This window comes from Citrobacter sp. Cpo030 (genome assembly GCF_030333005.1).
Taxonomy (GTDB): Bacteria; Pseudomonadota; Gammaproteobacteria; order Enterobacterales; family Enterobacteriaceae; genus Citrobacter; species Citrobacter portucalensis.
Window position 1 is genome coordinate 73699 of record NZ_JAOWGT010000040.1, and the last position, 26870, is coordinate 100568.

The following is a 26870-nucleotide window of genomic DNA, read 5'->3' on the forward strand; positions in this document are numbered from 1 at the left end:
GCTACCGGATTGCGGCGTTGGCTTGTCCGGCCTATAAAATACAGTCCGGGCGAGGCGTTTACGCCGCCCCCGGGGTTGCACTGAATCTATGCGTGTTGCCCCACGTACAGATAGATCGCCAGGAAATGGCAAACGCTGCCGCCCAGCACAAAGCCGTGCCAGATCGCATGGTTGTAAGGAATACGCTTACAGACGTAGAAAATTACGCCCAGCGAATACACCACACCACCAACAGCCAGCAACGTCACGCCTCCCGCCGCCAACTTAACCGCCAGTTGATACACCACAATCAGCGAAAGCCAGCCCATTGTCAGGTAGGTCACCAGTGACAGAACCTTAAACCGGTGCGCAATGGTTAGTTTGAATAAAATACCGATCAGCGCCAGGCTCCAGATAACAATCATCAGCCCACGTGCCAGCGGCGAATCAAGCCCCACCAGCAGAAATGGCGTGTAAGTCCCGGCAATCAGCAGATAAATCGCACAGTGGTCGAATTTTTTCAGCCAGACTTTCGCTCTCTGATGGGGGATCGCGTGATACAAAGTTGAGGCGAGGAACAGCAGGATCATGCTGCCGCCGTACAGGCTATAGCTGGTAATCGCCATAGCGCTGGCGTTGGTATCCACTGCCTGGACCAGCAATAACACCAGTCCGACAATCCCAAACACCAGCCCGATACCGTGACTGATGCTGTTGGCTATTTCCTCTGCCAGCGAATATCCCTGCGCGATTAATGGCTTCTGAACCATAACTTACTCCCGAGAAACGAACCCTATCGTGATTGCTCCTCTAGCGTAACTGAGAATGGTTCCAGTGAACACCTGTTAGCTAAAATAATTACCAGATAAATATTTATCATTAAAAATCACAGTGTTAGATTTTAAATTTCAGCTAACATGCGTACCATTAAAATCAAAGGCATTTAAAATCAATCACATAAAATTGCGTCTGATCCGGGTAAATCTCGGCAATGACATGTTTAAGTTCTTCAAGCGTCATGTTTTCCTGCTGGGCATGTTTATCCGTCAGCGTATCCAGCGTGACGGTTGAGGTGCCTACAACCTCAATCGTGCAGAAGTAACCGTCATCTTCGAAGCGCCCAACCCGTAAAATGTCCCCGGCTTTGAAGTGTGATTCGGACTCGTCACGAATAGTGATGGTCTTGCGTCCGGCCAGAATGTCATCCTGGAAACGCTGAAAAAAAGTGATGTCATTTGGCTGCATGTTATTATTCCCTGTAGATGAAGTCTGATGAGTGAGTTTTGCCATTGTGAGTATGTTCTCCCACGCTGCCATCGCCAGTCTCAACAATCTTGAGATGCTGGTCTACAACTATGTCATCAAAAACCGTGACAAAGTCATGTACATGACCATTCGCGAACTGGCCGATGCCGTGGGTGTTTCCACTACCACCGTACTGCGCTTTTGCCGCAAGCTTAAGTGTGAAGGTTACTCAGAATTTCGCGTGCGCTTCAAATTATATTTAGAGCAGAATGAACCGCAACAGGCTAATTTCGGTGCCAGCGAAATTATCAGCTTCTTTAAAGGCGTTAATAACGATGAGTTCGATAATCTGCTCGATCAGGCTGTTGATATTATATTATCTTCCGAACGTATTATATTCGTCGGAGCGGGAACATCCGGAGCCTTAGCCAAATATGGCGCACGTTTTTTCTCAAACGTTGGAAAATTCAGTAATCACATTGATGATCCTTATTTCCCGGTAACGAATGACATGGCCAGAAACGCGCTGGCGATCGTGCTTTCTGTTTCCGGTGAAACAGAAGAGATCCTGCGCTTTGCCAGCCAGTTCAGCCTGCATAACTGTAAGGTCCTGTCTGTCACCAGTCATGAACATTCGCGGCTGGCCAAATTGGCTGACTTTAATCTCTCCTGGCACGTTCCACAGACGCGCATTGCCGGAGTATACGATATAACCACACAGATCCCTGTTATTTATATTCTGGAGTCACTCGGCCGCAAGTTGGCGAAAAGAATAGCGTAAAAAAACAATCTGTTTTTTGGATGTAACAAATCACATTAGCGCTATTTTGTTATATCGTGACATTTATCTTTCCTTTGTTAGACTCAAAATCAGATTGTATTAATTTGAGACTGAGCGCAGATGAAAAAACTTACCTTACCAAAAGATTTTTTATGGGGTGGCGCGGTTGCGGCGCACCAGGTTGAAGGCGGCTGGAACAAAGGTGGCAAAGGCCCCAGCATTTGCGACGTACTGACCGGAGGGGCACACGGCGTTCCGCGAGAAATCACTCAGGAAGTTGAACCCGGTAAGTACTACCCCAACCACGAAGCTGTCGATTTTTACGGTCATTACAAAGAAGACATCAAGCTGTTTGCCGAGATGGGCTTCAAATGCTTCCGTACCTCAATCGCCTGGACCCGTATCTTCCCCAAAGGGGACGAAACCCAGCCGAATGAAGAAGGGCTAAAGTTCTACGACGACATGTTCGATGAACTGCTGAAGTACAACATTGAACCGGTCATCACCCTTTCCCACTTTGAAATGCCGCTGCATCTGGTTCAACAGTACGGTAGCTGGACCAATCGTAAAGTCGTCGATTTCTTTGTCCGATTTGCTGAAGTCGTTTTTGAGCGCTACAAGCACAAGGTCAAATACTGGATGACCTTTAACGAGATCAATAACCAGCGCAACTGGCGCGCACCGCTGTTTGGTTATTGCTGCTCCGGCGTGGTGTATACCGAGCATGAAAACCCGGAAGAAACCATGTACCAGGTGCTGCATCACCAGTTCGTGGCCAGCGCTCTGGCAGTGAAAGCCGCACGCCGCATCAACCCGGAAATGAAAGTCGGCTGCATGCTGGCGATGGTGCCACTGTACCCGTTCTCCTGTAAGCCTGAAGATGTGATGTTCGCGCAGGAATCGATGCGTGAGCGCTACGTTTTCACCGACGTTCAACTGCGCGGCTACTATCCATCATATGTACTGAACGAGTGGGAACGCCGCGAATTCAATATCCGAATGGAAGCCGGAGATGAGCAAATCCTGCGTGAAGGCACCTGTGACTATCTCGGATTCAGTTACTACATGACCAACGCGGTAAAAGCGGAAGGCGGCAGCGGCGATGCCATTTCTGGTTTTGAGGGCAGCGTACCGAACCCGCACGTAAAAGCGTCCGACTGGGGCTGGCAGATTGATCCGGTCGGTCTGCGTTACGCCTTATGTGAACTGTATGAGCGCTATCAGAAACCGCTATTTATCGTAGAAAACGGATTTGGAGCCTACGACAAAGTGGAAGAAGACGGCAGCATCAACGACGACTATCGCATCGACTATTTACGCGCCCACGTTGAAGAGATGATGAAAGCGGTAACCTATGATGGCGTAGACCTGATGGGCTACACGCCGTGGGGCTGCATCGACTGTGTCTCGTTCACCACAGGTCAGTACAGCAAACGTTACGGCTTTATCTACGTGAACAAACACGACGACGGCACCGGCGATATGTCGCGTTCACGCAAGAAAAGTTTTAACTGGTACAAAGAGGTGATTGCCAGCAACGGCGAGAAACTTTGATTTTTTGCCGGATGGCGGCGTAAACGCCTTATCCAGCCTACAGATTAAATTCCCGTAGGCTGGATAAGCATAGCGCCATCCGGCGATTAAATCCTACTTCCCGCCAGCCAGTTCCAGAAAACTTCCCGTTACGTAGGACGCCTTCTCGCTCAGCAGCCAGGTAATCGCCTGCGCGACCTCCTCCGGTTGTCCGCCGCGCTGCATAGGCAACATCGATTTCACGCGATCGACCCTTCCCGGCTCGCCGCCTGATGCGTGCATTTCAGTGTAGATAAGACCAGGTCGCACGCAGTTTACGCGGATCCCTTGCGCCGCAACCTCCAGCGCAAGGCCGGTGGTGAGCGTGTCCACAGCGCCTTTTGAAGCTGCGTAATCAACATATTCGAATGGCGCACCAAGCCGTGATGCAGCCGAAGAGACATTCACAATCGCCCCGCCTTGCCCTCCGTGTTTGAACGACATCCGCTTTACCGCTTCCCGACAACACAAAAAATAGCCGGTAACATTGGTCGCCAGCACGCGGTTAATTCTTTCAGCGGTTAGGCTTTCCACCGTGCTCTGTTCAAACAAAATCCCGGCATTATTCACTAACGCAGTCAGTGGTTCACCTTCGCGGTCAATAGATTCAAACATTGCCACAACCTGGCTTTCATCGCTGATATCAGCCCGTAGAGCAAACGCCTTTCCCCCGGCAGCGACAATGGTATTCACCACCTCCGTTGCCGCACGGATATTGTGATGAAAGTTAACCGCAACCGTGTAACCCTCTTGCGCTAACTGCAGCGCGGTTGCCCGCCCGATGCCGCGACTGCCGCCAGTAACCAGTACGATTCCCATGGATACCTCCAGATATGAAAAAGCCGGGAGGCGACTTCGCCTTACCCGGCCTACAAAAGCTTTACTGCGCGGAAAAGTTACTGATATTCGCTCATCGGCACGCAGGAGCAGAACAGGTTACGGTCACCGTAAACGTCATCAAGGCGTTTCACGGTTGGCCAGTATTTGTTCGCCACACCTGCCGGGAAGACGGCGATTTCGCGGCTATAACCGTGATTCCACTCCGCGACCAGCTCGTTTTGCGTGTGTGGTGAGTTAACCAGCGGGTTATCTTCCAGTGACCATTCACCGGCTTTCACGCGATCGATCTCAGCGCGGATTGCCAGCATCGCATTGATAAAGCGATCAAGTTCCACTTTGCTTTCAGATTCAGTCGGTTCAACCATCAGGGTACCCGCGACCGGGAATGACATAGTCGGCGCATGGAAACCGTAATCGATCAGACGCTTGGCAATATCCAGTTCGCTGATGCCGGTCTCTTCTTTCAGTGGGCGAATGTCGAGAATACATTCATGCGCCACGCGACCGTCGCGACCGGTATACAGTACCGGATAAGCATCTTTCAGACGGCTGGCAATGTAGTTAGCATTAAGGATCGCCACCTGGCTTGCCTGCTTCAGACCTTCTGCGCCCATCATACGGATGTACATCCAGCTGATTGGCAGAATAGATGCGCTACCGAACGGCGCCGCAGAAACTGCGCCCTGACGAGTGAGCATTCCTTCAATCTGCACTACGCTGTGACCCGGTACGAACGGTGCCAAATGTGATTTGACGCCAATCGGTCCCATACCTGGGCCGCCGCCGCCGTGCGGAATGCAGAATGTTTTATGCAGGTTGAGGTGCGAGACATCTGCGCCGATAAAGCCTGGCGTGGTGATCCCAACCTGAGCGTTCATGTTCGCGCCATCAAGGTAAACCTGGCCGCCAAACTGGTGTACAACGTCGCACACTTCACGGATCGTTTCTTCATACACGCCGTGAGTAGACGGATAGGTCACCATGATGCAGGAGAGGTTCGCAGCATGTTGTTCTGCTTTTGCTCGCAGATCGTCCAGGTCAATGTTGCCGTTCTTATCACAGGCGACAACCACTACCTGCATCCCCGCCATCTGTGCGGATGCCGGATTGGTGCCGTGGGCAGAAGCCGGGATCAGACAGATATCGCGATGGCCTTCGTTACGGCTTTCGTGATAGTGACGAATCGCCAGCAGACCCGCATACTCGCCCTGCGCGCCGGAGTTCGGCTGCATGCAGACGGCGTCATAACCGGTCAGTTTTACCAGCCACTCGGAAAGCTGGCCGATCATCTGGTGATAACCTTCTGCCTGCTCTGGCGGGCAGAACGGGTGAAGTTCAGCGAATTCCGGCCAGGTGATAGGGATCATCTCGGCGGCAGCGTTCAGCTTCATGGTGCAAGAACCCAGCGGGATCATTGCCTGGTTCAGCGCCAGATCTTTGCGCTCCAGCGAGTGCATGTAGCGCATCATCTCGGTTTCGCTGTGATAGCGATTAAATACCGGATGGCTGAGGATCGCATCGTCACGCAGCATGCTGTCCTGAATGGAACGGCTGTCGAGCGCCACGTCTTTATCCAGCGTATCGATGTTCAGACCGTGGCTGTCGCCCAGCAGAACATTGAACAACTGCACCACGTTTTCACGGGTGGTGGTTTCATCGAGCGTAATACCTACCGCGTTATGGATATCACTACGCAGGTTGATTTCTGCCGCTTCAGCACGCGCCAGAACAGCCGCTTTGTCGGCCACTTCAACACACAGAGTGTCGAAGTAGTGCGCATGGCGCAGCTTCAGCCCTTTCTGCTGCAGGCCGGCCGCCAGAATATCAGTCAGGCGGTGGATGCGATTAGCGATACGTTTCAGGCCAACCGGACCATGATAAACGGCATACAGGCTGGCGATGTTGGCCAGCAGAACCTGCGAGGTACAAATGTTGGAGTTCGCTTTCTCGCGGCGGATATGCTGCTCGCGAGTCTGCATCGCCATGCGCAGTGCGGTATTGCCCGCCGCATCTTTCGATACGCCGATAATACGGCCTGGCATGGAGCGTTTGAATTCGTCTTTAGCGGCGAAGAATGCCGCGTGTGGGCCGCCGTAACCCATCGGAACGCCGAAGCGTTGCGCAGAGCCGAAAACAATATCCGCGCCCTGTTTGCCCGGTGCAGTCAGCAGTACCAGCGCCATAAAGTCGGCAGCGACACTGACCACAACTTTACGGGATTTCAGCTCGGCAATCAGTTTGCTGTAGTCGTGCACTTCACCGGTGGTGCCAACCTGCTGCAACAGCACGCCAAACACATCCTGGTGATCCAGAGCTTTCGCCGCGTCATCAACAATGACGTCAAAGCCAAAGGTTTCTGCACGGGTGCGAACCACGTCCAGCGTTTGCGGGTGAACATCAGCCGCCACAAAGAAACGGTTGGCATTTTTCAGTTTGCTGACACGTTTGGCCATCGCCATGGCTTCAGCAGCCGCAGTGGCTTCATCCAGCAGAGAAGCAGAAGCCATATCCAGGCCCGTCAGGTCCAGTGTGACCTGTTGGAAGTTCAGCAGAGCTTCCAGTCGTCCCTGGGAGACTTCCGGCTGATACGGCGTATATGCGGTGTACCAGCCTGGGTTTTCCAGCATGTTACGCAGAATAACCGGTGGCAACTGCACGGCGGTGTAGCCCATGCCAATGTAGGACGTAAAGCGCTTGTTACGCCCGGCGATGGCTTTTAATTCAGCCAGCGCAGCGTATTCGGTCGCCGCCTCGCCCACCTGTGGCGGGGTTGCGAGCTGAATGTCTTTCGGCACAATCTGGCCGATCAGCGCGTTTAACGACTCGGCGCCAACCGCATTCAGCATCTCTTGCTGCTGCGCGGCGTCCGGTCCGATGTGGCGTTCAATGAAAGCGCCGCTGTTTTCAAGCTGGCTTAACGTCTGTGTCATGGGCGATGGTTCCTGAAACGTGCAGTGAATCGTGATGGTCTCTGTCTACGTGCCCGGTGGCGCTAGCGCTTACCAGGCCTACGCATGCTTTGTAGGCTGGATAAGCGCAGCGCCATCCGGCAAAAGCGTATTTACTCGTCTTCTAACAAAGCTTCGTATGCGGTCGCATCCAACAGCGATTCAATTTCGCTTTCATCGCTGGCTTTGATTTTGAAAATCCAGCCACCCGCATACGGTTCGCTGTTGACCAGTTCCGGGGAGTCGCTGAGCGCATCGTTAACCGCAACAATCTCACCGCCTACTGGCGCATAGATATCGGATGCCGCTTTTACGGACTCCGCAACGGCGCAATCATCGCCCGCGCTGACGGTGGCGCCAACTTCTGGCAGGTCAACGAAAACCATGTCACCTAACAGCTCCTGAGCGTGTTCGGTGATACCAACGGTGTAAGAGCCGTCAGCTTCTTTGCGCAGCCATTCGTGTTCTTTGCTGTATTTCAGTTCTGCAGGTACGTTGCTCATCAATCAATCTCCAAAAAAGGATGAATTACGCGACGGCTTTGCCGTTACGCACAAAAACAGGTTTAGTCACTTTTACCGGCATTTCACGGTTACGGATCTGTACGATCGCAGTCTCACCGATACCCGCAGGCACACGCGCCAACGCGATGCTGTAACCCAGAGTTGGGGAGAATGTGCCACTGGTGATAATGCCTTCATGCTGGTTGCCAGAAGCATCGGTGAAACGCACCGGCAGTTCATTACGCAGCACGCCCTTCTCAGTCATCACCAGCCCGACCAGCTGTTCGTGGCCTTTTTCACGCTGCATTTCCAGCGCTTCACGACCGATAAAGTCGCGGTCAGCCGGTTCCCACGCGATGGTCCAGCCCATGTTGGCCGCCAGCGGAGAAATACCTTCGTCCATCTCCTGGCCATACAGGTTCATACCCGCTTCCAGACGCAGGGTGTCACGCGCGCCGAGACCGCAAGGTTTGACACCAGCCTGAACCAGCGCGCGCCAGAAATCTGCCGCCTTTTCATTCGGCATGGCAATTTCATAACCTGCTTCGCCGGTATAACCGGTGGTTGCGATAAACAAATCACCTGCCTGAACGCCGAAAAACGGCTTCATGCCTTCAACCGCATGACGCTGCTCGTCAGTAAACAACGTAGCTGCTTTTTCCTGCGCATTTGGACCCTGCACCGCAATCAGCGACAGGTCGTCACGAACGGTGATGTCGATGGCGTAAGGTTCAGCGTGTTGGGTAATCCAGGAGAGGTCTTTTTCGCGGGTGGCGGAGTTTACAACGAGGCGGAAGAAATCTTCAGTGAAGTAGTAGACAATCAGGTCATCTATCACGCCGCCCGAAGCGTTGAGCATCCCGGAGTAGAGGGCTTTACCCGTCTTCGTTAGCTTCGCGACGTCGTTTGCCAGCAGATAACGCAAGAACTCCCGGGTGCGGCTACCGCGCAGGTCGACGATGGTCATATGCGACACATCAAACATTCCGGCGTCGGTGCGAACAGCATGGTGTTCATCGAGCTGAGAACCGTAATGCAGTGGCATCATCCAGCCATGGAAATCGACCATGCGCGCGCCACATAGCGTGTGTTGTTCGTACAAAGGAGTCTGTTGAGCCATCTTTTCCTCGTTGAATAAGCGGGGCTACCAACTCTTTCGCGGTGAAATTTTCGCCACGAAACCCAGCACCGCAGCCGCTCCAGGGGCTACGACGCAAACGTTCTCTTTGTCCTGAACTTACCACCGAAACAGACGCTAAACCATAAGTCAAAATTAACCATCACATTAGCTTATGGCGAAAAACAGCCAGATCGCCAACAGAATAAAACTCCATACACATAACAATTAATCAGAACAACAAACGAATATAAGCGCAAAATTACAGCACCAATCCATATTAAATGTGGAAAAAATGTCAAAAATGGCGTTATGAAAAAAACGTAAAATTAGAAAAACTAATGCGAAAAAAGGAGTGGAATTAGATTATTTCAAATGAGAGAAGCACCCCGGCGCGAAGGCCGGGAGAGGAAAGTGTGACGGGTCTCAAACTCTTAAGATTGTCCTTACGGACACTAACGTAACCACTCGGGAAGATCGTTCAGTCCCATCGCCTGACGGATGAGTTGTGGTTTTACGCCCGGGAGGGTATCGGCCAGTTTCAGCCCAATATCGCGTAGCAGTTTTTTCGCCGGATTCTCGCCTGCAAACAGTTCACGGAAACCCTGCATCCCCGCCAGCATCAGCGCTGCGCTATGCTTACGGCTGCGCTCGTAGCGGCGTAAATAGAGATACTGACCAATATCTTTTCCCTGACGCTGTAGCCGCTTAAGCTCATCGATCAGTTCCGCCGCATCCATAAAGCCAAGGTTAACCCCCTGACCCGCCAGCGGGTGGATGGTATGCGCCGCATCCCCCACCAGCGCCAGACGATGGGCCGCGAACTGGCGGGCATAACGTCCCGTCAGCGGAAACGCCTGACGTTCGCTTTCAAGGCTGCACAGCCCCAGACGATTATCAAAGGCGATATTCAGCGCCTGATTAAACTCGTCAACGCTTGCCTGCTGCATACGTTCTGCTTCCTGCGGCGAGAGCGACCAGACGATAGAGCACAGGTGCGGATCGCTGAGTGGCAGGAATGCCAGAATCCCTTCGCCATGAAACGCCTGACGCGCAACCGCACCGTGAGCTTCCTGCGTACGGATAGTCGCCACCAGCGCATGATGACGGTAGTCCCAGAAGGTGAGCGGAATGTCCGCTTTATTGCGCAGCCAGGAATTAGCGCCATCGGCACCGACGACCAGACGCGCCGTCAGCATTGTGCCATCTTTGAGGCTCAGAAATGCCTCGTTCTCGCCCCAGGCCACCTGCTGTATTTCAGCTGGCGCCATCATCGTAATATCCGCTGAACGCTGCGCCTTTTGCCACAGTGCATAATGGATTTCTGAGTTTTCAACGATGTGACCCAAATGGCTGTAGCCCATGCTCTGGTCATCAAACGCAATACGTCCAAAGCTGTCTTTGTCCCAGACTTCCATGCCGTGGTAGCAGCAAGCGCGACGAGCAACAATGTCGGACCAGACGCCAAGACGGGTAAGCAGTTTTTCGCTGGCTGCATTAATGGCCGAAACGCGAAGCTGAGGAGGAGCATCCGCCGCCAACGGCTGCGGAACATGTTGTTCTAACACCGCAACGCGCAACCCGCTGCCCTGCAGGCCGCAGGCAACCGCCAGTCCCACCATGCCGCCACCAACAATTGCTACATCAACACTTTGCACTGTTTATACCTCGAAACCTGTAATCCGTAGGCCTGATAAGCGCAGCGCCATCAGGCATTTTTGCGGGGACCCTTGCCGGATGTCGGCGTTGCCTTATCCGACCTACAGGTCATATTTATCGTGCAACCCAACCCAGGGTCCGCTCCGCCAGCGCATCGCGCGCAGGGGTGAATAATTCCATCGCCATCAACCCGACATTGCGCCCAACAACCAGCGGGGCCCAGTGATTGGCAAACAAATACACTAAATTGTTGGTCACACCAATCGTCGTCTCGCGATCGCGCTCGCGGCGCTGCTGATAACGTGCCAGCACCGCATAATCACCGACATCTTCCGCGCCGTTTTGCGCCTGCGTCAGCGTCTCAGCAAGGCTCATTACATCGCGCAGGCCAAGGTTGAAACCTTGCCCGGCAATGGGATGCAGCGTCTGGGCGGCGTTCCCTACCAGCACGGTACGATGGGTAATCGCTTTCAGCGCCGTAGTTAACGAAAGCGGATAAGCGCTGCGTTTACCGGCCTGGGTAATACGTCCCAGTCGCCAGCCAAAAGCGGTTTGTAGTTCACGGCAAAACTGTTCGTCGGACCAGGTCATGATCTCATCACGCTGCTCCAGTGGATGGCACCACACCAGCGAGCAGCGACCGTCAGACATTGGCAGCATTGCCAGCGGGCCATATTGCGTGAAGCGTTCAAACGCTCGCCCGTCGTGCGGTACAGAGGTCGTGACGTTGGCAATCACCGCCAGTTGTTCATAAGGCTGTTGCAGCCAGTCAACACCGCAGGCAGTCGCCAGTGCGGAACGCGTGCCGTCAGCAGCCACCAGCAGGCGACCGGTAATCATCTCGCCATTCTCCAGCGTCACTTCAACGCGATCCTGCGTGCGCGACACGCTGGCTACGCGGTCGGGGCAGTGCAATGTGACACCCGGTGCTTTGCGCAGCAGCGCAAACAGACGCAGCCCGACGTCGTGCAGTTCTACCACCTGGCCCAGAGCTGGAATACGGTATTCCTGCGCATCCAGCGTCACAAATCCGGCATGGCCGCGATCGCTGACGTGAACCGTTTTAATGGCCGTTGCGCAATCGGCAATCGCCTGCCATACGCCAATTCGCGCCAGCTGTTGGCAGGTTCCTGCCGCCAGCGCGATCGCCCGGGCGTCAAACCCGGGATGGCGGTCAGTTTCAGGTTCGCTCGCTTCTATCAGATGAACCGGCAGAGTCCCATGGCTGAGCTGAGAAATGGCCAGCGCCAGCGTCGCGCCAACCATACCACCACCAACGATAATCACACTCATTGCAGTCGCGCCGCAGCCATCAAGGCTTCAATGTCATCGGCTTTCTTCACTACGCTGGCGGTCAGGTTTTCATTGCCGTCCTCGGTGATGAGGATGTCATCCTCAATACGAATGCCGATACCACGATAAGCCGGTGGTACATCAGCATCCGGCGCGATATACAGTCCCGGTTCGACGGTGAGTACCATTCCCGGCTCAAGAATGCGTGAGCGGTCCTGACCATAAACGCCGACATCGTGCACATCCAGACCCAGCCAGTGGCTTAGACCATGCATAAAGAATGGGCGATGCGCATTTTCAGTAATCAACTGATCGACATCACCGTGCAGAATGCCAAGCTTCACCAGCCCCGTAATCATGATACGCACCACTTCGCCAGTGACTTCCTGAATGGACGTTCCGGGACGATACAGACGCAGGCTGGTCTCTAAGGATTCCAGCACGATATCGTAGATTTCACGCTGTGCTGGGGTAAATTTGCCGTTTACCGGGAAGGTCCGCGTAATGTCACCCGCATAGCCTTTGTATTCACAGCCAGCGTCAATCAGCACCAAATCGCCATCGCGCATTTCACTTTCATTTTCGGTGTAATGCAGGATACAGCCGTTTTCACCGCTGCCGACAATCGTGTTATAGGACGGATAACGCGCGCCATGACGGGTAAATTCATGGTGAATCTCCCCTTCTAACTGGTATTCAAACATTCCCGGACGGCATTTTTCCATCGCGCGGGTATGCGCCAGTGCGGTGATTTCTCCGGCACGACGCATGACCGCGATTTCTTCCGGTGATTTGAACAGGCGCATTTCATGCACCATCGGACGCCAGTCGATAATCGCGGCAGGCGCGTGCAGATTTTGTCTGGAGCCTTTGCGCAGTTTATCCAGCGCCGTGCACACAATCTCGTCGGCCCAGGCATACTCGCCCTGGGCGTGGTATACCGCGTCCAGACCATTGAGCAGCAAATACAGCTGTTGATTGATTTCACTGAAGGCCAGCGCCCGGTCAACGCCAAGTTTTACCGGGGCAGCATCCTGGCCCAGACGGCGGCCAAACCAGATCTCCGCCGTCAGATCGCGAACCCGATTGAACAAAACGCTGTGGTTATGAGTGTCATCACTTTTGATCAGCACCAGCACGGCTTCAGGTTCGTTAAAACCGGTGAAGTACCAGAAATCACTGCTTTGGCGGTAAGGGTATTCACTGTCCGCGCTACGCGTCGTTTCCGGTGCGGCAAAAATCAGCGCGGCGCTGCCGGGCTGCATTTGTGCCAGTAAAGCCTGGCGACGACGCTGGAATTCTTGCTGAGATATCTCGCTCATCACACTCTCCTTTGCGTTTCGTTCTTAGTGCAGAGTCGGTTTACGGACTTCCGGCGCGGTCGGCTGCTGACGCGTAAACGTGTCATGACACAGCAAGGCGGCTACGCGCACGTATTCGATGATCTCTTCGAGCGACATTTCCAGCTCTTCCTGATCTTCGTCTTCGTCATATCCCAATTGAGCGATATTGCGCAGGTCGTCAATCGCTTCCCCGGTTTCGCCGGTCACTTTGTCGAGCTTCGGTTGCGTGACGCCAAGGCCCAGTAAAAAGTGGTTTACCCATCCCGCCAGCGCATCGGCGCGATCGAACACGCTGACGTCATCCCCTTCAGGCAGATAAAGCTGAAAAAGGAAGCCGTCGTCTTCGAGGGCATCACTGGTGGCTGAGTGCATTTTCAGCAGCGCCTGAGCCAGCTCGTGACCAAAGGCCAGACCTTCGTTCGTCAGGTCGTGCAGCAGCGGCTGCCATGAGCTGTCGTTATTTCCGCCGCAAATCATTCCGCTTATCAAGCCGTGCATTTCGGCCGGGGTTAATCCAGCCCCTTGTTGGTTCAAAAACTGGCTAACTTCGTTGTAACCAGGCATTTCGTTCTGTATAGACATAAGCATTCGTCATCAAAGGGAGGAATATTCATGGTATGCTACCACTTTGGACCCTGGTGGACCAGAAAAGGGCTTGTATCTTGATACCAGGGTAGCTATAGTGTCGCCCCTTCGCGGACCCACGGTCTGGAGACGAAGGCAGCGCAGTCAATCAGCAGGAAGGTGGCATGTCTGCACAACCCGTCGATATCCAAATATTTGGCCGTTCACTGCGAGTGAATTGCCCGCCTGAACAAAGGGATGCGTTGAATCAGGCTGCGGACGATCTCAATCAGCGATTGCAAGATCTGAAAGTTCGCACTAGAGTCACAAATACTGAGCAGTTGGTTTTCATCGCCGCGTTGAACATCAGCTATGAATTAACTCAGGAAAAAGCGAAGACGCGTGAGTACGCGGCGAGCATGGAACAACGTATTCGGATGCTACAACAGACCATCGAACAGGCGTTGCTTGATCAGGGTCGCATAACCGAAAAAACGGGCCAAAACTTTGAATAACACTTTTCGGTTTACTGTGGTAGAGTGCCCGTGAAGACAAAATTTCTCTGAGATGTTTGCAAGCGGGCCAGTCCCCTGAGCCGATATTTCATACCACAAGAATGTGGCGCTCCACGGTTGGTGAGCATGCTCGGCCCGTCCGAGAAGCCTTAAAACTGTGACGACGCATTCACCTTGAACCAAGGGTTCAAGGGTTACAGCCTGCGGCGGCATCTCGGAGATTCCCTTCTACCTGGCAACAGCCATGACATTACTTTCTGAACTCCCTTTATCCCGGCAAGAAATCCGTCAACTGATTCGGCAGCGTCGTCGTGCGCTTACTTCCGAACAGCAACGACAATACGGTCAGCAAGCCGCGACCCGAATGCTCAGTTATCCCCCTGTTGTACTCGCTCATACCGTGGCGGTATTCCTCTCGTTCGATGGCGAACTCGATACCCAGCCGCTAATAGATCAGCTGTGGCGAGCGGGCAAGCGCGTCTATCTTCCGGTTCTTCATCCCTTCAGCCCTGGCAACCTGCTGTTCCTGCACTATCATCCGCACAGCGACCTGGTAACCAATCGCTTAAAGATCCAGGAACCACGACTTGATGTACGTGACGTATTGCCGCTCTCACAACTGGATGTACTGATTACGCCGTTAGTGGCGTTTGATGAGGTCGGGCAACGCCTGGGTATGGGCGGTGGATTTTATGACCGTACGTTGCAAAACTGGCAGCAGCATAAGATCCAGCCCGTAGGCTACGCGCACGATTGTCAGCGAGTGGAAAAGCTGCCTGTCGAAGAATGGGATATCCCACTGCCTGCGGTGGTGACGCCATCCAAAATCTGGGAGTGGTAGCTTTTTTTGCCAATTGCGGCAAGGCTCGAAAACAGAATGTATGCGTGACAGGAAGAGATTTTGAGGCCGGGAAATCAGAGGGAAGATGGGCAGGTCAACCGCCTGCCCATGTAGAGGAAATCAGTACAGCAGACGAGCGCGAATGGTTCCCGGAAGGGCTTTCATCGCCAGCAGCGCTTTCTCTGCCACATCTTCATCCGCTTCAATATCAATAACCACGTAACCTACCTGTGCGGAAGTCTGCAGATACTGCGCGGCAATGTTGACGCCCTGCTCGGCAAAAATCTGGTTCAGCGCAGTCAGTACGCCCGGACGGTTTTCGTGAATGTGCATCAGACGACGACCGCCGTGCAGCGGCAGCGAAACTTCCGGGAAGTTAACTGCAGACAGCGTAGAGCCGTTGTCGGAATACTTGGTCAGTTTCCCAGCCACTTCCAGACCGATGTTTTCCTGTGCTTCCAGCGTTGAACCACCAATGTGCGGCGTCAGGATCACGTTGTCGAAATCACACAGCGGCGAGGTGAACGGATCGCTGTTAGAAGCAGGTTCCGTTGGGAAGACGTCAATGGCCGCTCCCGCCAGATGTTTTGTTGCCAGCGCATCACACAGCGCAGGAATATCGACAACCGTACCGCGTGCGGCGTTGATCAGCAGTGCGCCTGGTTTCATCAGCGCAATCTCATGCGCGCCCATCAGATTTTTGGTGGAGGCGTTTTCCGGTACGTGCAGGCTCACCACGTCGCTCATATTGAGCAGGTCGGAAAGATGCTGAACCTGGGTGGCGTTGCCAAGCGGGAGTTTATTTTCAATATCATAGAAATAGACATGCATCCCCAGCGATTCCGCCAAAATGCCTAGCTGAGTACCAATGTGGCCGTAGCCGATGATCCCCAGTTTTTTGCCACGCGCTTCAAACGAGCCGGTAGCCAGTTTATTCCACACGCCGCGGTGTGCTTTGGCGTTTGCTTCGGGTACGCCGCGTAGCAGGAGCAGCAGTTCGCCAATCACCAGTTCCGCAACGGAACGCGTGTTAGAGAATGGCGCATTAAACACGGGGATCCCGCGCTTTGCCGCAGCGCTGAGATCAACCTGGTTGGTGCCGATACAGAAGCAGCCAATCGCGACCAGTTTCTCTGCGGCGTCAATCACATCTTCAGTCAGATGGGTACGGGATCGCAGGCCAATGAAGTGGGCATCACGGATGGACTCTTTCAGTTGTTCAGTGTCCAGAGCGCCTTTATGAAACTCGATGTTGGTATAACCTGCTGCACGAAGGCTTTCGAGCGCTTTTTGATGCACGCCTTCAACCAGCAGAAATTTAATCTTATCTTTCTCCAGTGATACCTTTGCCATTTCCCCGACCCTGTCTTTTTTTGTTCAAACTGATGTGTTGTGTGTGGGATTTTCATCCGTCTCTTCAACATATCAAAAAATAATATTGCGGCAATATGAACGTTTGCGTCGCCGTGCTGAAGAAATGTCATTCAGAGAGAAATGTCAGAGGAAAATACTGGCGATAACTTTTTCTTTGGAGAGATCGGCAGGACAATATTATAAACGTGACACAAGTCACCAAATTTGCCCTGCCAAAATTTTTTTAACGGGAGAAGACACTCCCGTCAGATCATTTTACGATAGTTTTCACGCCGTCTGGCGTACCGATCAGCGCGACATCCGCACCACGATTGGCAAACAGACCGACGGTTACCACGCCCGGAATCGCATTGATGGCGTTTTCCATCGCGATGGCATCGAGGATCTCCAGACCGTGTACATCAAGGATCACGTTACCATTGTCCGTCACTACACCCTGACGGTATTCAGGACGACCGCCCAGCTTCACCAACTGGCGAGCCACAGCGCTGCGCGCCATTGGGATCACTTCAACCGGCAGCGGGAAGTTACCGAGAATATCGACTTCTTTGGACGCGTCGGCAATACAGATAAATTTCTTCGCCACGGAAGCAATAATTTTTTCACGGGTCAACGCTGCGCCGCCGCCCTTGATCATCTGCATGTGGCCGTTGATTTCATCCGCGCCGTCAACGTATACGCCGAGGCTGTCCACTTCGTTAAGATCGAACACGTGGATACCGAGGCTTTTGAGTTTTTCGGTTGAAGCGTCCGAACTGGATACCGCACCTTCAATCTGACCTTTCATTGTGCCCAGCGCATCAATAAAGTGTGCGGCTGTTGAACCTGTACCTACGCCCACAATGGTACCGGGCTGTACATACTGAAGTGCCGCCCATCCTACTGCTTTTTTCAGTTCATCCTGCGTCATGATCGTTTCGCCTGTGGTGTGAATATGGTGGGAAAATTCACGCGCATTATAGAACATTGTGCAGAAAAATGTCCCCACACCCGCTCGCAAGCGGCGGATTTCGTCTTTACCCAACCTAAATTTGTGTCATAGTGCAGAACAAGCAAAATTTTCAGGAGTGCGTCAAAGCAATGAAACGTCCGGACTACAGAACACTACAAGCACTGGATGCGGTTATTCGTGAACGAGGATTTGAGCGCGCGGCGCAAAAGCTGTGCATCACGCAATCCGCGGTTTCACAGCGCATAAAACAGCTTGAGAATATGTTCGGACAACCGCTGCTGGTGCGTACCGTACCACCACGCCCAACCGAACAGGGGCAAAAACTACTGGCGCTTTTGCGTCAGGTTGAACTGCTCGAAGACGAGTGGCTGGGTGATGAACAAACCGGTTCGACGCCGCTGCTGCTCTCACTGGCGGTGAACGCCGACAGTCTGGCGACCTGGTTGCTTCCGGCGCTGGCTCCGGTACTGGCAAATTCGCCGATTCGGCTGAACCTGCAGGTTGAGGATGAAACCCGAACTCAGGAACGTCTGCGTCGTGGTGAAGTGGTCGGTGCGGTGAGTATTCAACATCAGGCGCTGCCAAGCTGCCTGGTGGATAAACTCGGCGCGCTGGACTACCTGTTTGTTGGCTCTAAACCTTTCGCCGAGCGTTATTTCCCTAACGGCGTCACCCGCTCTGCCCTGCTGAAAGCTCCAGCGGTAGCGTTTGACCATCTTGATGATATGCACCAGGCGTTCCTGCAACAAAACTTCGACCTGCCGCCGGGCAGCGTGCCGTGCCATATCGTTAACTCGTCTGAAGCCTTTGTTCAATTGGCGCGTCAGGGAACGACCTGCTGCATGATCCCCCACTTGCAGATTGAGAAAGAACTGGAAAGCGGCGAACTTATCGACTTAACGCCGGGCCTGTTCCAGCGCCGGATGCTGTACTGGCACCGTTTTGCGCCGGAAAGCCGCATGATGCGCAACGTCACCGATGCGCTGCTGGCCTATGGTCACAACGTACTGCGTCAGGATTAAACCGCTCATAACCTCTGAGTGCCGGATGGTGGCGTAACGCCCTATCCGGCCGACAAGTCTTTTACCCTCTTTTCATGCTATTCCCGCCACGTCTTTGAAATAAATCACAAAATCAAACACGCCACGCGGCAAAAAACGACGCCCTGTTGGCTATTTTTTGCTGGCGACAAGCCAAATGAAAAAGCTCACCGTATTCGCAAAGATTCAACTTATTGCGTAATACGGAGCAAAAAATGGCAAACGTGCAGGAGTGGCAAACACTCGCCAATAAAGAACTCAGTCGACGGGAAAAAACCGTCGAGTCGCTGGAAAGACAGACGGCGGAAGGGATTGCCATCAAGCCGCTGTACACCGAAGAAGACCTCGATAATCTGGAAGTCACGGGCACCCTTCCCGGTCTGCCGCCTTACGTGCGTGGCCCGCGCGCCACCATGTATACCGCGCAGCCGTGGACCATTCGTCAATACGCTGGTTTCTCTACCGCCAAAGAGTCCAACGCCTTTTACCGCCGCAACCTCGCCGCCGGGCAAAAAGGGCTTTCCGTCGCCTTTGACCTTGCCACCCATCGTGGCTATGACTCTGACAACCCGCGCGTGGCAGGTGACGTCGGCAAAGCGGGCGTGGCGATCGATACCGTCGAAGATATGAAGGTGCTGTTCGACCAGATCCCGCTGGATAAGATGTCGGTATCGATGACCATGAACGGCGCGGTTCTGCCGGTACTGGCGTTTTATATCGTCGCTGCAGAAGAACAAGGTGTAGCGCCGGAACAACTCACCGGGACCATTCAGAACGATATTCTGAAAGAGTACCTGTGCCGTAACACCTACATTTATCCACCAAAACCGTCCATGCGCATTATCGCCGACATCATCGCCTGGTGCTCCGGCAACATGCCGCGCTTTAACACCATCAGCATCAGCGGCTATCACATGGGTGAAGCCGGAGCAAACTGCGTACAGCAGGTGGCCTTTACGCTGGCAGACGGTATTGAATACATCAAAGCCGCACTTTCCGCCGGACTGAAAATAGATGATTTCGCCCCGCGCCTGTCGTTCTTCTTCGGTATCGGCATGGATCTGTTTATGAACGTCGCCATGCTGCGCGCAGCGCGCTATTTGTGGAGTGAAGCGGTCAGTAGCTTTGGTGCGACCAACCCGAAATCTCTCGCTCTGCGTACCCACTGCCAGACGTCCGGCTGGAGCCTGACCGAGCAGGACCCGTACAACAACGTGGTGCGTACTACCATTGAAGCACTCGGCGCTACGCTTGGCGGTACCCAGTCGCTGCATACCAACGCCTTTGATGAAGCGCTCGGTCTGCCCACCGATTTCTCCGCCCGTATTGCGCGTAATACGCAAATCATCATTCAGGAAGAATCAGAGATCTGCCGCACCGTCGATCCGCTGGCCGGATCGTATTACGTCGAGTCACTCACCGATCAAATCGTGAAGCAGGCACGCACGATCATCAAACAGATTGATGAGGCAGGCGGCATGGCGAAAGCGATCGAAGCCGGGCTCCCTAAACGGATGATCGAAGAAGCTTCCGCGCGTGAACAGTCGCTGATCGACCAGGGTAAGCGCGTTATCGTCGGCGTCAATAAGTACAAGCTGGATAAAGAAGACGAGACGTCGGTACTGGAGATCGACAACGTGAAGGTGCGCAACGAGCAGATTGCCTCGCTGAAACATATCCGCACCACCCGCGACAACGATGCCGTCAAGACCGCGCTATCCGCGCTGACCCACGCCGCGCAACATAATGAAAACCTGCTGGCTGCTGCCGTCAACGCCGCCCGCGTTCGCGCCACGCTGGGTGAAATCTCCGACGCGCTGGAAGTCGCTTTTGATCGGTATCTGGTTCCCAGCCAGTGCGTCACCGGAGTGATTGCGCAAAGCTATCATCAGTCTGATAAATCCGCCGATGAGTTCGATACCATCGTTGCGCAAACCGAACAGTTCCTCGCGGAAAATGGCCGCCGCCCGCGTATTCTGATCGCCAAGATGGGTCAGGACGGCCACGATCGCGGCGCGAAGGTGATCGCCAGCGCCTACTCCGATCTCGGCTTTGATGTCGATCTCAGCCCGATGTTCTCCACACCGGAAGAGATCGCCCGCCTGGCGGTAGAAAACGATGTGCATGTGATTGGTGCCTCATCGCTGGCCGCCGGCCATAAAACGCTGATCCCGGAACTGGTTACCGCACTCAAAAAATGGGGGCGTGAAGATATCTGCGTGGTAGCAGGAGGTGTTATTCCGCCGCAGGATTACGCTTTCCTGCACGAACATGGCGTGGCAGCCATTTATGGCCCCGGCACACCAATGCTCGACAGCGTCCGCGATGTGTTAACCCGTATCAGTCAGCATCATGATTAACGCCGCCACGCTTGAAGATACCGTCCGTCGTTTGCGACTCGGTGAACGGGCTACGCTCGCCCAGGCGATGACGCTGGTCGAAAGCAACCACCCGCGCCACCAGCCGCTGAGTACGCAATTGCTGGACGCGATTATGCCGTTCACCGGTAACTCCCTGCGTTTGGGGATCACCGGTACGCCGGGCGCGGGCAAAAGCACTTTCCTGGAAGCATTCGGCATGCTGCTTATCCACCACGGATTACGGGTAGCGGTGATCGCCGTCGATCCCAGCAGCCCGGTCAGCGGCGGCAGCATTCTTGGCGATAAAACCCGCATGACGGAGCTGGCCCGCGCCGAATCTGCGTTTATTCGACCGGTCCCTTCCAGCGGTCATTTAGGCGGTGCCAGCCAGCGCGCCCGCGAATTAATGCTGCTGTGCGAGGCGGCTGGCTTTGACGTGGTGATTGTGGAAACCGTCGGCGTAGGGCAGTCAGAAACCGAAGTCGCAGGCATGGTGGATTGCTTTATCTCACTGCAAATCGCTGGCGGTGGCGACGATTTACAGGGCATCAAAAAAGGCCTGATGGAAATGGCGGATCTGGTCGTCATCAATAAGGACGACGGTGATAACCATACCAGCGTGGCCATCGCCCGCCATATGTACGAATCCGCCCTGCATATTCTGCGCCGTAAATATGACGAGTGGCAGCCGCGGGTATTAACCTGTAGCGCCCTGGAAAAACGCGGCATTGAGGAGGTCTGGCAAGCAATAACCGATTTTAAAACGTGCCTGACCGCCAGCGGTAAACTGGAAAAAGTTCGCCAGCAGCAGGCGGTGGACTGGTTACACCAGCAGGCTGAAGAAGAAGCCCTGCATCTGCTGTTTGCGCGGACTGATTTCGACCGCTATTTCCAGCAGACGCTACAGGCCGTTAAAAACAATGATCTTTCGCCGCGCACCGGTCTGCGGCACATCAGCGAATATATCCAGCATCATTACTTTCAATAAAGAGAACATTATGTCTTATCAATACGTCAACGTGGTCATCATCCAGAAAGTCGCGGTTATTGAGTTCAATTACGCCCGCAAGCTCAATGCCCTGAGTAAAGTGTTTATTGACGATCTGATGCAGGCGCTGAGCGATCTCAATCGTGCGGACATTCGCTGCATCATTCTGCGCGCCCCGAGCGGGGCCAAAGTGTTCTCTGCCGGGCATGATATTCATGAACTCCCGACCGGACGACGCGATCCGCTCTCCTATGACGATCCGCTGCGTCAGATAACCCGTATGATCCAAAAATATCCGAAGCCAGTGATCTCCATGGTCGAAGGCAGCGTCTGGGGCGGCGCGTTTGAAATGATCATGAGTTCCGATCTGATCATTGCAGCCAGTACCTCCACTTTCTCAATGACCCCGGTCAACCTCGGCGTGCCGTATAACCTTGTGGGCATCCACAACCTGACCCGCGACGCTGGTTTTCACATCGTTAAAGAGCTGATTTTTACCGCTTCACCCATCACCGCTCAACGCGCCATGGCGGTCGGGATCCTTAACCATGTCGTGCCCGTCGAGGAACTGGAAGATTTCACTCTGCAAATGGCGCACCACATCTCGGAAAAAGCACCGCTGGCCATCGCCGTCATCAAAGAAGAACTTCGCGTGCTGGGTGAAGCGCACACCATGAATTCCGATGAGTTCGAGCGTATTCAGGGCATGCGCCGCGCGGTGTACGACAGCGAGGATTATCAGGAAGGGATGAACGCGTTTATGGAAAAACGTAAACCTAATTTTGTTGGCCATTAATCACGTCCGAGGAAGGAGACGGCCATGAAACGGATGAGCGCCGAACAGGCGGCAGAAATTATCCAGCACGATGATATGGTGGCGTTTAGCGGCTTTACCCCTGCGGGTTCACCCAAAGCGTTACCCAGCGCAATTGCCCAACGCGCCTGCGAACGGCATCAGAACGGGCAGCCTTTTCAGATCCGCCTGCTGACCGGAGCATCAATTGGTGCCGCCGCTGATGATGTTCTATCCGCGGCGGATGCCGTTTCCTGGCGTGCGCCTTATCAAACGTCATCGGGCCTGCGCGAGAAAATTAATCAGGGCCAGGTGAGGTTTGTCGATCTCCATTTGAGTGAAGTGGCGCAAATGGTTAATTACGGTTTTTTTGGCGAAATCGATGTTGCCGTCATTGAAGCCTCCGCTATCGCGCCAGATGGCCGGATTTGGCTTTCCAGCGGTATTGGCAATGCACCCACCTGGCTGCTGCGGGCGAAAAAGGTGATAATCGAGCTGAATCATTACCATAATCCGCGTGTGGCGGAGTTTGCCGACATCGTGATACCCGGTGCGCCACCACGGCGTAACAGCGTACCTATTTTTCATACCATGGATCGCGTAGGCAGTCAGTGCGTACAGATAGACCCCAAAAAGGTGGTTGCAGTGGTGGATACCGAGCTGCCCGATGCCGGAAATGCATCGGATAAAACCAATCCGGTCAGCCAGCAAATTGCCGATAACGTAGTCACTTTCCTGCTGGCAGAAATGGCGCACAAACGCATTCCAGCGGAATTTCTGCCCTTACAAAGCGGGGTGGGTAATATCAACAACGCGGTAATGGCGCGACTGGGCGAGAACCCGGATATCCCGCCCTTTATGATGTATTCGGAGGTGTTGCAGGAATCGGTGGTGCATCTGCTGGAAACGGGCAAGATCACCGGTGCCAGCGCCTCCAGCCTGACTATTTCAGCCCCGTCGCTACAGAAGATTTACGACAACATGGACTTCTTCGCCAGCCGGATAGTGCTGCGCCCGCAGGAGATCTCCAATAACCCGGAAATCATTCGACGGCTGGGGGTTATTGCGCTTAACGTCGGTCTGGAATTTGATATCTACGGCCATGCCAATTCCACGCATGTTGCGGGGGTGAACCTGATGAATGGCATCGGCGGCAGCGGAGATTTCGAGCGCAACGCTTACCTGTCTATCTTTATGGCGCCGTCGATTGCCAAAGGCGGGAAAATCTCCACCATCGTGCCGATGTGCAGCCATGTCGATCACAGCGAACATAGCGTTAAAGTGATCGTGACCGAACAAGGGATTGCCGATCTGCGTGGGTTATCTCCGATGCAACGGGCACACACAATTATCGATAACTGTGCGCACCCTCTTTACCGGGATTATCTGCACCGCTATCTGGAGAAAGCGCCCGGCGGGCATATCCATCACGACCTCAGCCATGCGTTCGATCTGCATCGCAACCTTCTCGAAACAGGCTCGATGCTCGGTTAACTTGCACTACCGTCACGATCTTCAGCAATATGCTGGAGCATGGTGGCGGTATAGCGATGATTTTTCAGCGAATAGAGAAATTCCTGCATATACATGGGGCTGCCGGGCGCGTCGAAATACTTTAGCGTCGACGGATTCACCAGCCGCCAGGCGAAGTGAGGGATCACCGTCAAAAACTGCCCGCGTTCCACCGCGCTGATCTTGGCCATAAAGCTGTATGGACGATAGATTATCGTCGGGTTGATCCCACAGGGTCGCATGTAGGCATCCAGCATCGCCTCAAAGTTGGCGCGATTCTGGAAGCGCATTTGCAGCCATGGCAGCTCGCGCAGCAGATCCTGCGGCTGTTTTTCTTCGTAGCGCCGGGAAACGAGAAACCCCAGACGCAGCGGAGGCAGCTCGCTAATCGCCAGATTCTCCAGTTCCTGGACGCGGGGGGAAACGTGCTGCGGCGAGATAATAAAATCCAGTTTGCGATCGAACAGGTTATCAATAACCCCATTCTCGCTGAATTCAACGGCCTGAGCCGTCACGCCGTCATACTTGTCACCAAGGCTAATCAACTGGTCAAAAATAATCGTTGGGTAGGTATTGTCGATCCCGATGACGATTTCCCGCGAGCGGCGAGAGGCGTTATGGATTTCGTTATCAATGGCAGAAAGGCGCTGATAAACGGGAAACAGCTTCTGATACAGTTCCTGTCCGGCTTTATTCAGGCTGATGTTGTTATCTTTGCGGGTAAACAGCGTATAGCCGATTTGATCCTCCAGTGCGGCAATGCTTTTACCGAAAGGCGATGCGGTCATATGTATTTTTTCTGCCGCTCTGGCGATGTTATTGGTTTGCGCCAGCAGAATGAAATTACGCATCTTTTTCGAGATAAAAATATCCATAGCGTCCCCTTAAAAATCGCTATGGCCTATCCTCATTACGGCGAAAAAAAAGACTGGATGTGGGGTCTCATTTTTACAGTTGCTCACAGAAAAAACCCGGCTGGAAAGCCGGGTCTGCAATGATTACTGGGTTTTGGCTGGCGTTGCTGCTGGTTGCCCCGCCGTCGGCTCAATCTGGAAGACCACATCAACCTGATCGTCAAACTGAATAACCGGCTGTTCGTAGGTTTCCTGAGCGGATGTCGCAGGCGCTGCATCTGCTTTCATCATCCGTACCATCGGGCTCGGTTGATAATTGGAAACATGGTAACGCACGCTGTAAACGGGCCCCAATTTGCTGTTAAAGCCCGCAGCTAACTGCTCAGCCTGATGAATAGCATCATCAATTGCTGCTTTACGCGCTTTATCTTTGTAAGTATCCGGCTGGGCAACGCCAAGCGATACCGAACGGATCTCATTCAGACCGGCCTTCAGTGCACCATCGAGCAGCGCATTGAGTTTGTCCAGTTGACGCAGCGTGACCTCAACGGTACGTACCGCACGATAGCCTTTAAGGACGCTTTTACCATTCTGGTAGTCGTAGTCCGGCTGGGTGCGCAGGTTTGCCGCGCTAATATCTTTCTTCGCTATCTGGTTCTGTTCAAGGAAGGACAGATATTGTGCCACGCGCTCATCAGCCTGCTTCTTTGCTGAAGCCGCATCCTTTGCAGCTACGTTCACTTCAATCGCCAGAGTAGCGATGTCTGGTGTCGCATCCACGCTTGCCGTTCCGGAAGTCACGATGTGCGGTCCATTTGGCAACTCATTTGCCTGTACCGATAGTGCGCTGAATCCGACTAATGCCGCCAGGGCCATTATTTTGAACTTCACGGTCGTTCCTCCATGTTTCATTAATTACCCCGAAACTCAGGGCACATGCAGGCAAGCTTAGCCGATCTCGCTGCGTTGTCCATCAGACAACACTTAGTTGAACAACGCATGAACGTGCGCAACACCTTCTTTTGCCAACTGAAAAGCGATAAACCACATCACCAATCCTACCAGGGTATTGATGATCCGCTGTGCTTTAGCAGTGCGCAAACGCGGAGCGAGCCAGGCCGCCAGCAATGCCAGACCGAAGAACCAAAGGAACGAAGCGCTGACAGTACCCAGCGCAAACCAGCGCTTAGGCTCAACGTCCAGTTGGCCTCCCAGACTCCCCAGCACCACAAAGGTATCCAGATAAACATGGGGGTTGAGCCATGTCACCGCCAGCATAGTAGCGATAATTTTCCAGCGGCCCTGCTTCATCACCTCGGCGCTGGCCAGTTCCAGGTTACTGCTCATCGCCGTTTTTAACGCCCCGAAACCGTACCAGAGTAAAAATGCCACCCCACCCCAAGTGACAAGCGCCATCAGCCATGGTGACTGCATCAGCAAGGCGCTACCGCCAAAGATCCCCGCGCAAATCAGCACTAAGTCGCTGATAGCGCAGAGTAAAGCAATCATGATGTGATACTGGCGACGGATCCCCTGATTCATCACGAAGGCGTTTTGCGGACCGAGCGGAAGTATCATAGCCGCACCAAGTGCAAGCCCTTGAAAATAATACGATAACACGTTAATCATCCCGAACTGTTTCTCTTAGGAGCAGACTATAGCGCGGGGAAAACATTAGCGGAAATGGATAATTTTAATCAGGGATAAGAAGAATTAATACCACGGGGGGAGGGGGAAATGCCGGATGACGGCTGACGCCTTATCCGGCCTATAAAACCTGTGGGCCCGGTAAGCGAT

Annotated in this window: 24 protein-coding genes and 1 other RNA gene; 10 read left to right on the top strand and 15 right to left on the bottom strand. The window is 53.7% G+C overall.

Annotated features, from left to right (window positions below; all coding sequences use genetic code 11):
- Positions 1-86: 86 nt before the first annotated feature.
- Together trhA and yqfB are read right to left on the bottom strand one after the other, a co-directional pair.
- Positions 87-749: a PAQR family membrane homeostasis protein TrhA gene (gene trhA / locus OGY37_RS01590; protein ID WP_063940912.1), complete on the bottom strand. Its 663-nt coding sequence runs from the start codon at positions 747-749 to the stop codon at positions 87-89.
- 163 nt (positions 750-912) lie between these two features.
- On the bottom strand, positions 913-1224 hold the full coding sequence (gene yqfB / locus OGY37_RS01595) for a N(4)-acetylcytidine aminohydrolase (RefSeq protein ID WP_048225466.1): 312 nt from the start codon (positions 1222-1224) through the stop codon (positions 913-915).
- Positions 1225-1276: 52 nt separating this feature from the next.
- Here yqfB and OGY37_RS01600 point away from each other — a divergent pair, with 52 nt between their 5' ends.
- Positions 1277-2005 carry a MurR/RpiR family transcriptional regulator gene (locus tag OGY37_RS01600; RefSeq protein WP_008785744.1) on the top strand — a complete coding sequence of 243 codons (729 nt, stop codon included), beginning with the start codon at positions 1277-1279 and terminating at the stop codon, positions 2003-2005.
- Positions 2006-2125: 120 nt separating this feature from the next.
- The gene (gene bglA, locus OGY37_RS01605; protein ID WP_079938634.1) at positions 2126-3559 is read left to right on the top strand and encodes a 6-phospho-beta-glucosidase BglA; all 1434 of its coding nucleotides are present in this window, start codon (positions 2126-2128) and stop codon (positions 3557-3559) included.
- A gap of 93 nt (positions 3560-3652) precedes the next feature.
- On the opposite strand, the gene OGY37_RS01610 is transcribed toward bglA, so the two are convergent.
- The 8 genes from OGY37_RS01610 to OGY37_RS01645 form a co-directional block, all read right to left on the bottom strand.
- Positions 3653-4396, bottom strand: coding sequence for an SDR family oxidoreductase (locus OGY37_RS01610; RefSeq protein ID WP_286619894.1), 744 nt, complete (start codon positions 4394-4396; stop codon positions 3653-3655).
- Positions 4397-4473: 77 nt separating this feature from the next.
- Positions 4474-7347: an aminomethyl-transferring glycine dehydrogenase gene (gcvP, locus tag OGY37_RS01615; protein WP_003825499.1), complete on the bottom strand. Its 2874-nt coding sequence runs from the start codon at positions 7345-7347 to the stop codon at positions 4474-4476.
- Between the two features lie 131 nt (positions 7348-7478).
- Complete coding sequence (gene gcvH / locus OGY37_RS01620) at positions 7479-7868, bottom strand: glycine cleavage system protein GcvH (protein ID WP_003026965.1); 390 nt, start codon at positions 7866-7868, stop codon at positions 7479-7481.
- Positions 7869-7893: 25 nt separating this feature from the next.
- Positions 7894-8988: a glycine cleavage system aminomethyltransferase GcvT gene (gene gcvT, locus OGY37_RS01625; protein ID WP_003825494.1), complete on the bottom strand. Its 1095-nt coding sequence runs from the start codon at positions 8986-8988 to the stop codon at positions 7894-7896.
- Between the two features lie 452 nt (positions 8989-9440).
- Positions 9441-10643 carry an FAD-dependent 2-octaprenylphenol hydroxylase gene (gene ubiI, locus OGY37_RS01630; RefSeq protein WP_063940909.1) on the bottom strand — a complete coding sequence of 401 codons (1203 nt, stop codon included), beginning with the start codon at positions 10641-10643 and terminating at the stop codon, positions 9441-9443.
- 115 nt (positions 10644-10758) lie between these two features.
- Positions 10759-11937, bottom strand: coding sequence for a 2-octaprenyl-6-methoxyphenyl hydroxylase (gene ubiH, locus OGY37_RS01635; RefSeq protein ID WP_126317436.1), 1179 nt, complete (start codon positions 11935-11937; stop codon positions 10759-10761).
- Positions 11934-13259 (bottom strand): Xaa-Pro aminopeptidase, encoded by a 1326-nt coding sequence (gene pepP, locus OGY37_RS01640; protein WP_148361497.1) that lies wholly within the window; start codon positions 13257-13259, stop codon positions 11934-11936. The genes ubiH and pepP overlap by 4 nt, the downstream gene beginning before the upstream one ends.
- 24 nt (positions 13260-13283) lie before the next feature.
- Positions 13284-13862: a YecA/YgfB family protein gene (locus OGY37_RS01645; protein WP_003026978.1), complete on the bottom strand. Its 579-nt coding sequence runs from the start codon at positions 13860-13862 to the stop codon at positions 13284-13286.
- Positions 13863-14029: 167 nt separating this feature from the next.
- On the opposite strand from OGY37_RS01645, the gene zapA reads away from it, so the two are divergent.
- From zapA to OGY37_RS01660, 3 genes are all read left to right on the top strand, one after another.
- On the top strand, positions 14030-14359 hold the full coding sequence (zapA, locus tag OGY37_RS01650) for a cell division protein ZapA (RefSeq protein ID WP_003026980.1): 330 nt from the start codon (positions 14030-14032) through the stop codon (positions 14357-14359).
- 41 nt (positions 14360-14400) lie between these two features.
- Positions 14401-14584: non-coding RNA, 6S RNA (gene ssrS, locus OGY37_RS01655), on the top strand.
- Positions 14585-14603: 19 nt separating this feature from the next.
- Complete coding sequence (locus tag OGY37_RS01660) at positions 14604-15200, top strand: 5-formyltetrahydrofolate cyclo-ligase (RefSeq protein ID WP_003825482.1); 597 nt, start codon at positions 14604-14606, stop codon at positions 15198-15200.
- A gap of 120 nt (positions 15201-15320) precedes the next feature.
- Here OGY37_RS01660 and serA read toward each other — a convergent pair whose 3' ends face one another.
- Together serA and rpiA are read right to left on the bottom strand one after the other, a co-directional pair.
- Positions 15321-16553, bottom strand: a complete 1233-nt coding sequence (gene serA / locus OGY37_RS01665) for a phosphoglycerate dehydrogenase (protein ID WP_043017518.1) — start codon at positions 16551-16553, stop codon at positions 15321-15323.
- Positions 16554-16824: 271 nt separating this feature from the next.
- The gene (gene rpiA / locus OGY37_RS01670) at positions 16825-17484 is read right to left on the bottom strand and encodes a ribose-5-phosphate isomerase RpiA (protein ID WP_003825479.1); all 660 of its coding nucleotides are present in this window, start codon (positions 17482-17484) and stop codon (positions 16825-16827) included.
- A 170-nt stretch (positions 17485-17654) separates the two neighbouring features.
- On the opposite strand from rpiA, the gene argP reads away from it, so the two are divergent.
- The 5 genes from argP to scpC all read left to right on the top strand — a co-directional run bounded on the left by argP (position 17655) and on the right by scpC (position 24201).
- The gene (gene argP / locus OGY37_RS01675; RefSeq protein WP_003825477.1) at positions 17655-18548 is read left to right on the top strand and encodes a DNA-binding transcriptional regulator ArgP; all 894 of its coding nucleotides are present in this window, start codon (positions 17655-17657) and stop codon (positions 18546-18548) included.
- A 233-nt stretch (positions 18549-18781) separates the two neighbouring features.
- Entirely contained in the window at positions 18782-20926 is a 2145-nt protein-coding gene (gene scpA / locus OGY37_RS01680) for a methylmalonyl-CoA mutase (protein ID WP_286619896.1), read from the top strand.
- Positions 20919-21914, top strand: a complete 996-nt coding sequence (gene meaB, locus OGY37_RS01685; RefSeq protein ID WP_286619898.1) for a methylmalonyl Co-A mutase-associated GTPase MeaB — start codon at positions 20919-20921, stop codon at positions 21912-21914. Before scpA ends, meaB begins: the two co-directional genes overlap by 8 nt.
- Before the next feature lie 10 nt (positions 21915-21924).
- Positions 21925-22710 (top strand): methylmalonyl-CoA decarboxylase, encoded by a 786-nt coding sequence (scpB, locus tag OGY37_RS01690; RefSeq protein ID WP_008785757.1) that lies wholly within the window; start codon positions 21925-21927, stop codon positions 22708-22710.
- Between the two features lie 24 nt (positions 22711-22734).
- On the top strand, positions 22735-24201 hold the full coding sequence (gene scpC / locus OGY37_RS01695; protein WP_286619900.1) for a succinyl-CoA:acetate CoA-transferase ScpC: 1467 nt from the start codon (positions 22735-22737) through the stop codon (positions 24199-24201).
- Here the strand turns inward: scpC and srsR are convergent.
- From srsR to argO, 3 genes are all read right to left on the bottom strand, one after another.
- Positions 24198-25094 (bottom strand): LysR family transcriptional regulator SrsR, encoded by an 897-nt coding sequence (gene srsR / locus OGY37_RS01700; protein ID WP_003026999.1) that lies wholly within the window; start codon positions 25092-25094, stop codon positions 24198-24200. The two genes, scpC and srsR, sit on opposite strands and share 4 nt — an antisense overlap.
- Positions 25095-25217: 123 nt before the next feature.
- Positions 25218-25964: an oxidative stress defense protein gene (locus OGY37_RS01705; protein ID WP_003825465.1), complete on the bottom strand. Its 747-nt coding sequence runs from the start codon at positions 25962-25964 to the stop codon at positions 25218-25220.
- A 93-nt stretch (positions 25965-26057) separates the two neighbouring features.
- Complete coding sequence (gene argO, locus OGY37_RS01710) at positions 26058-26693, bottom strand: arginine exporter ArgO (protein ID WP_003027005.1); 636 nt, start codon at positions 26691-26693, stop codon at positions 26058-26060.
- Positions 26694-26870 lie beyond the last annotated feature (177 nt).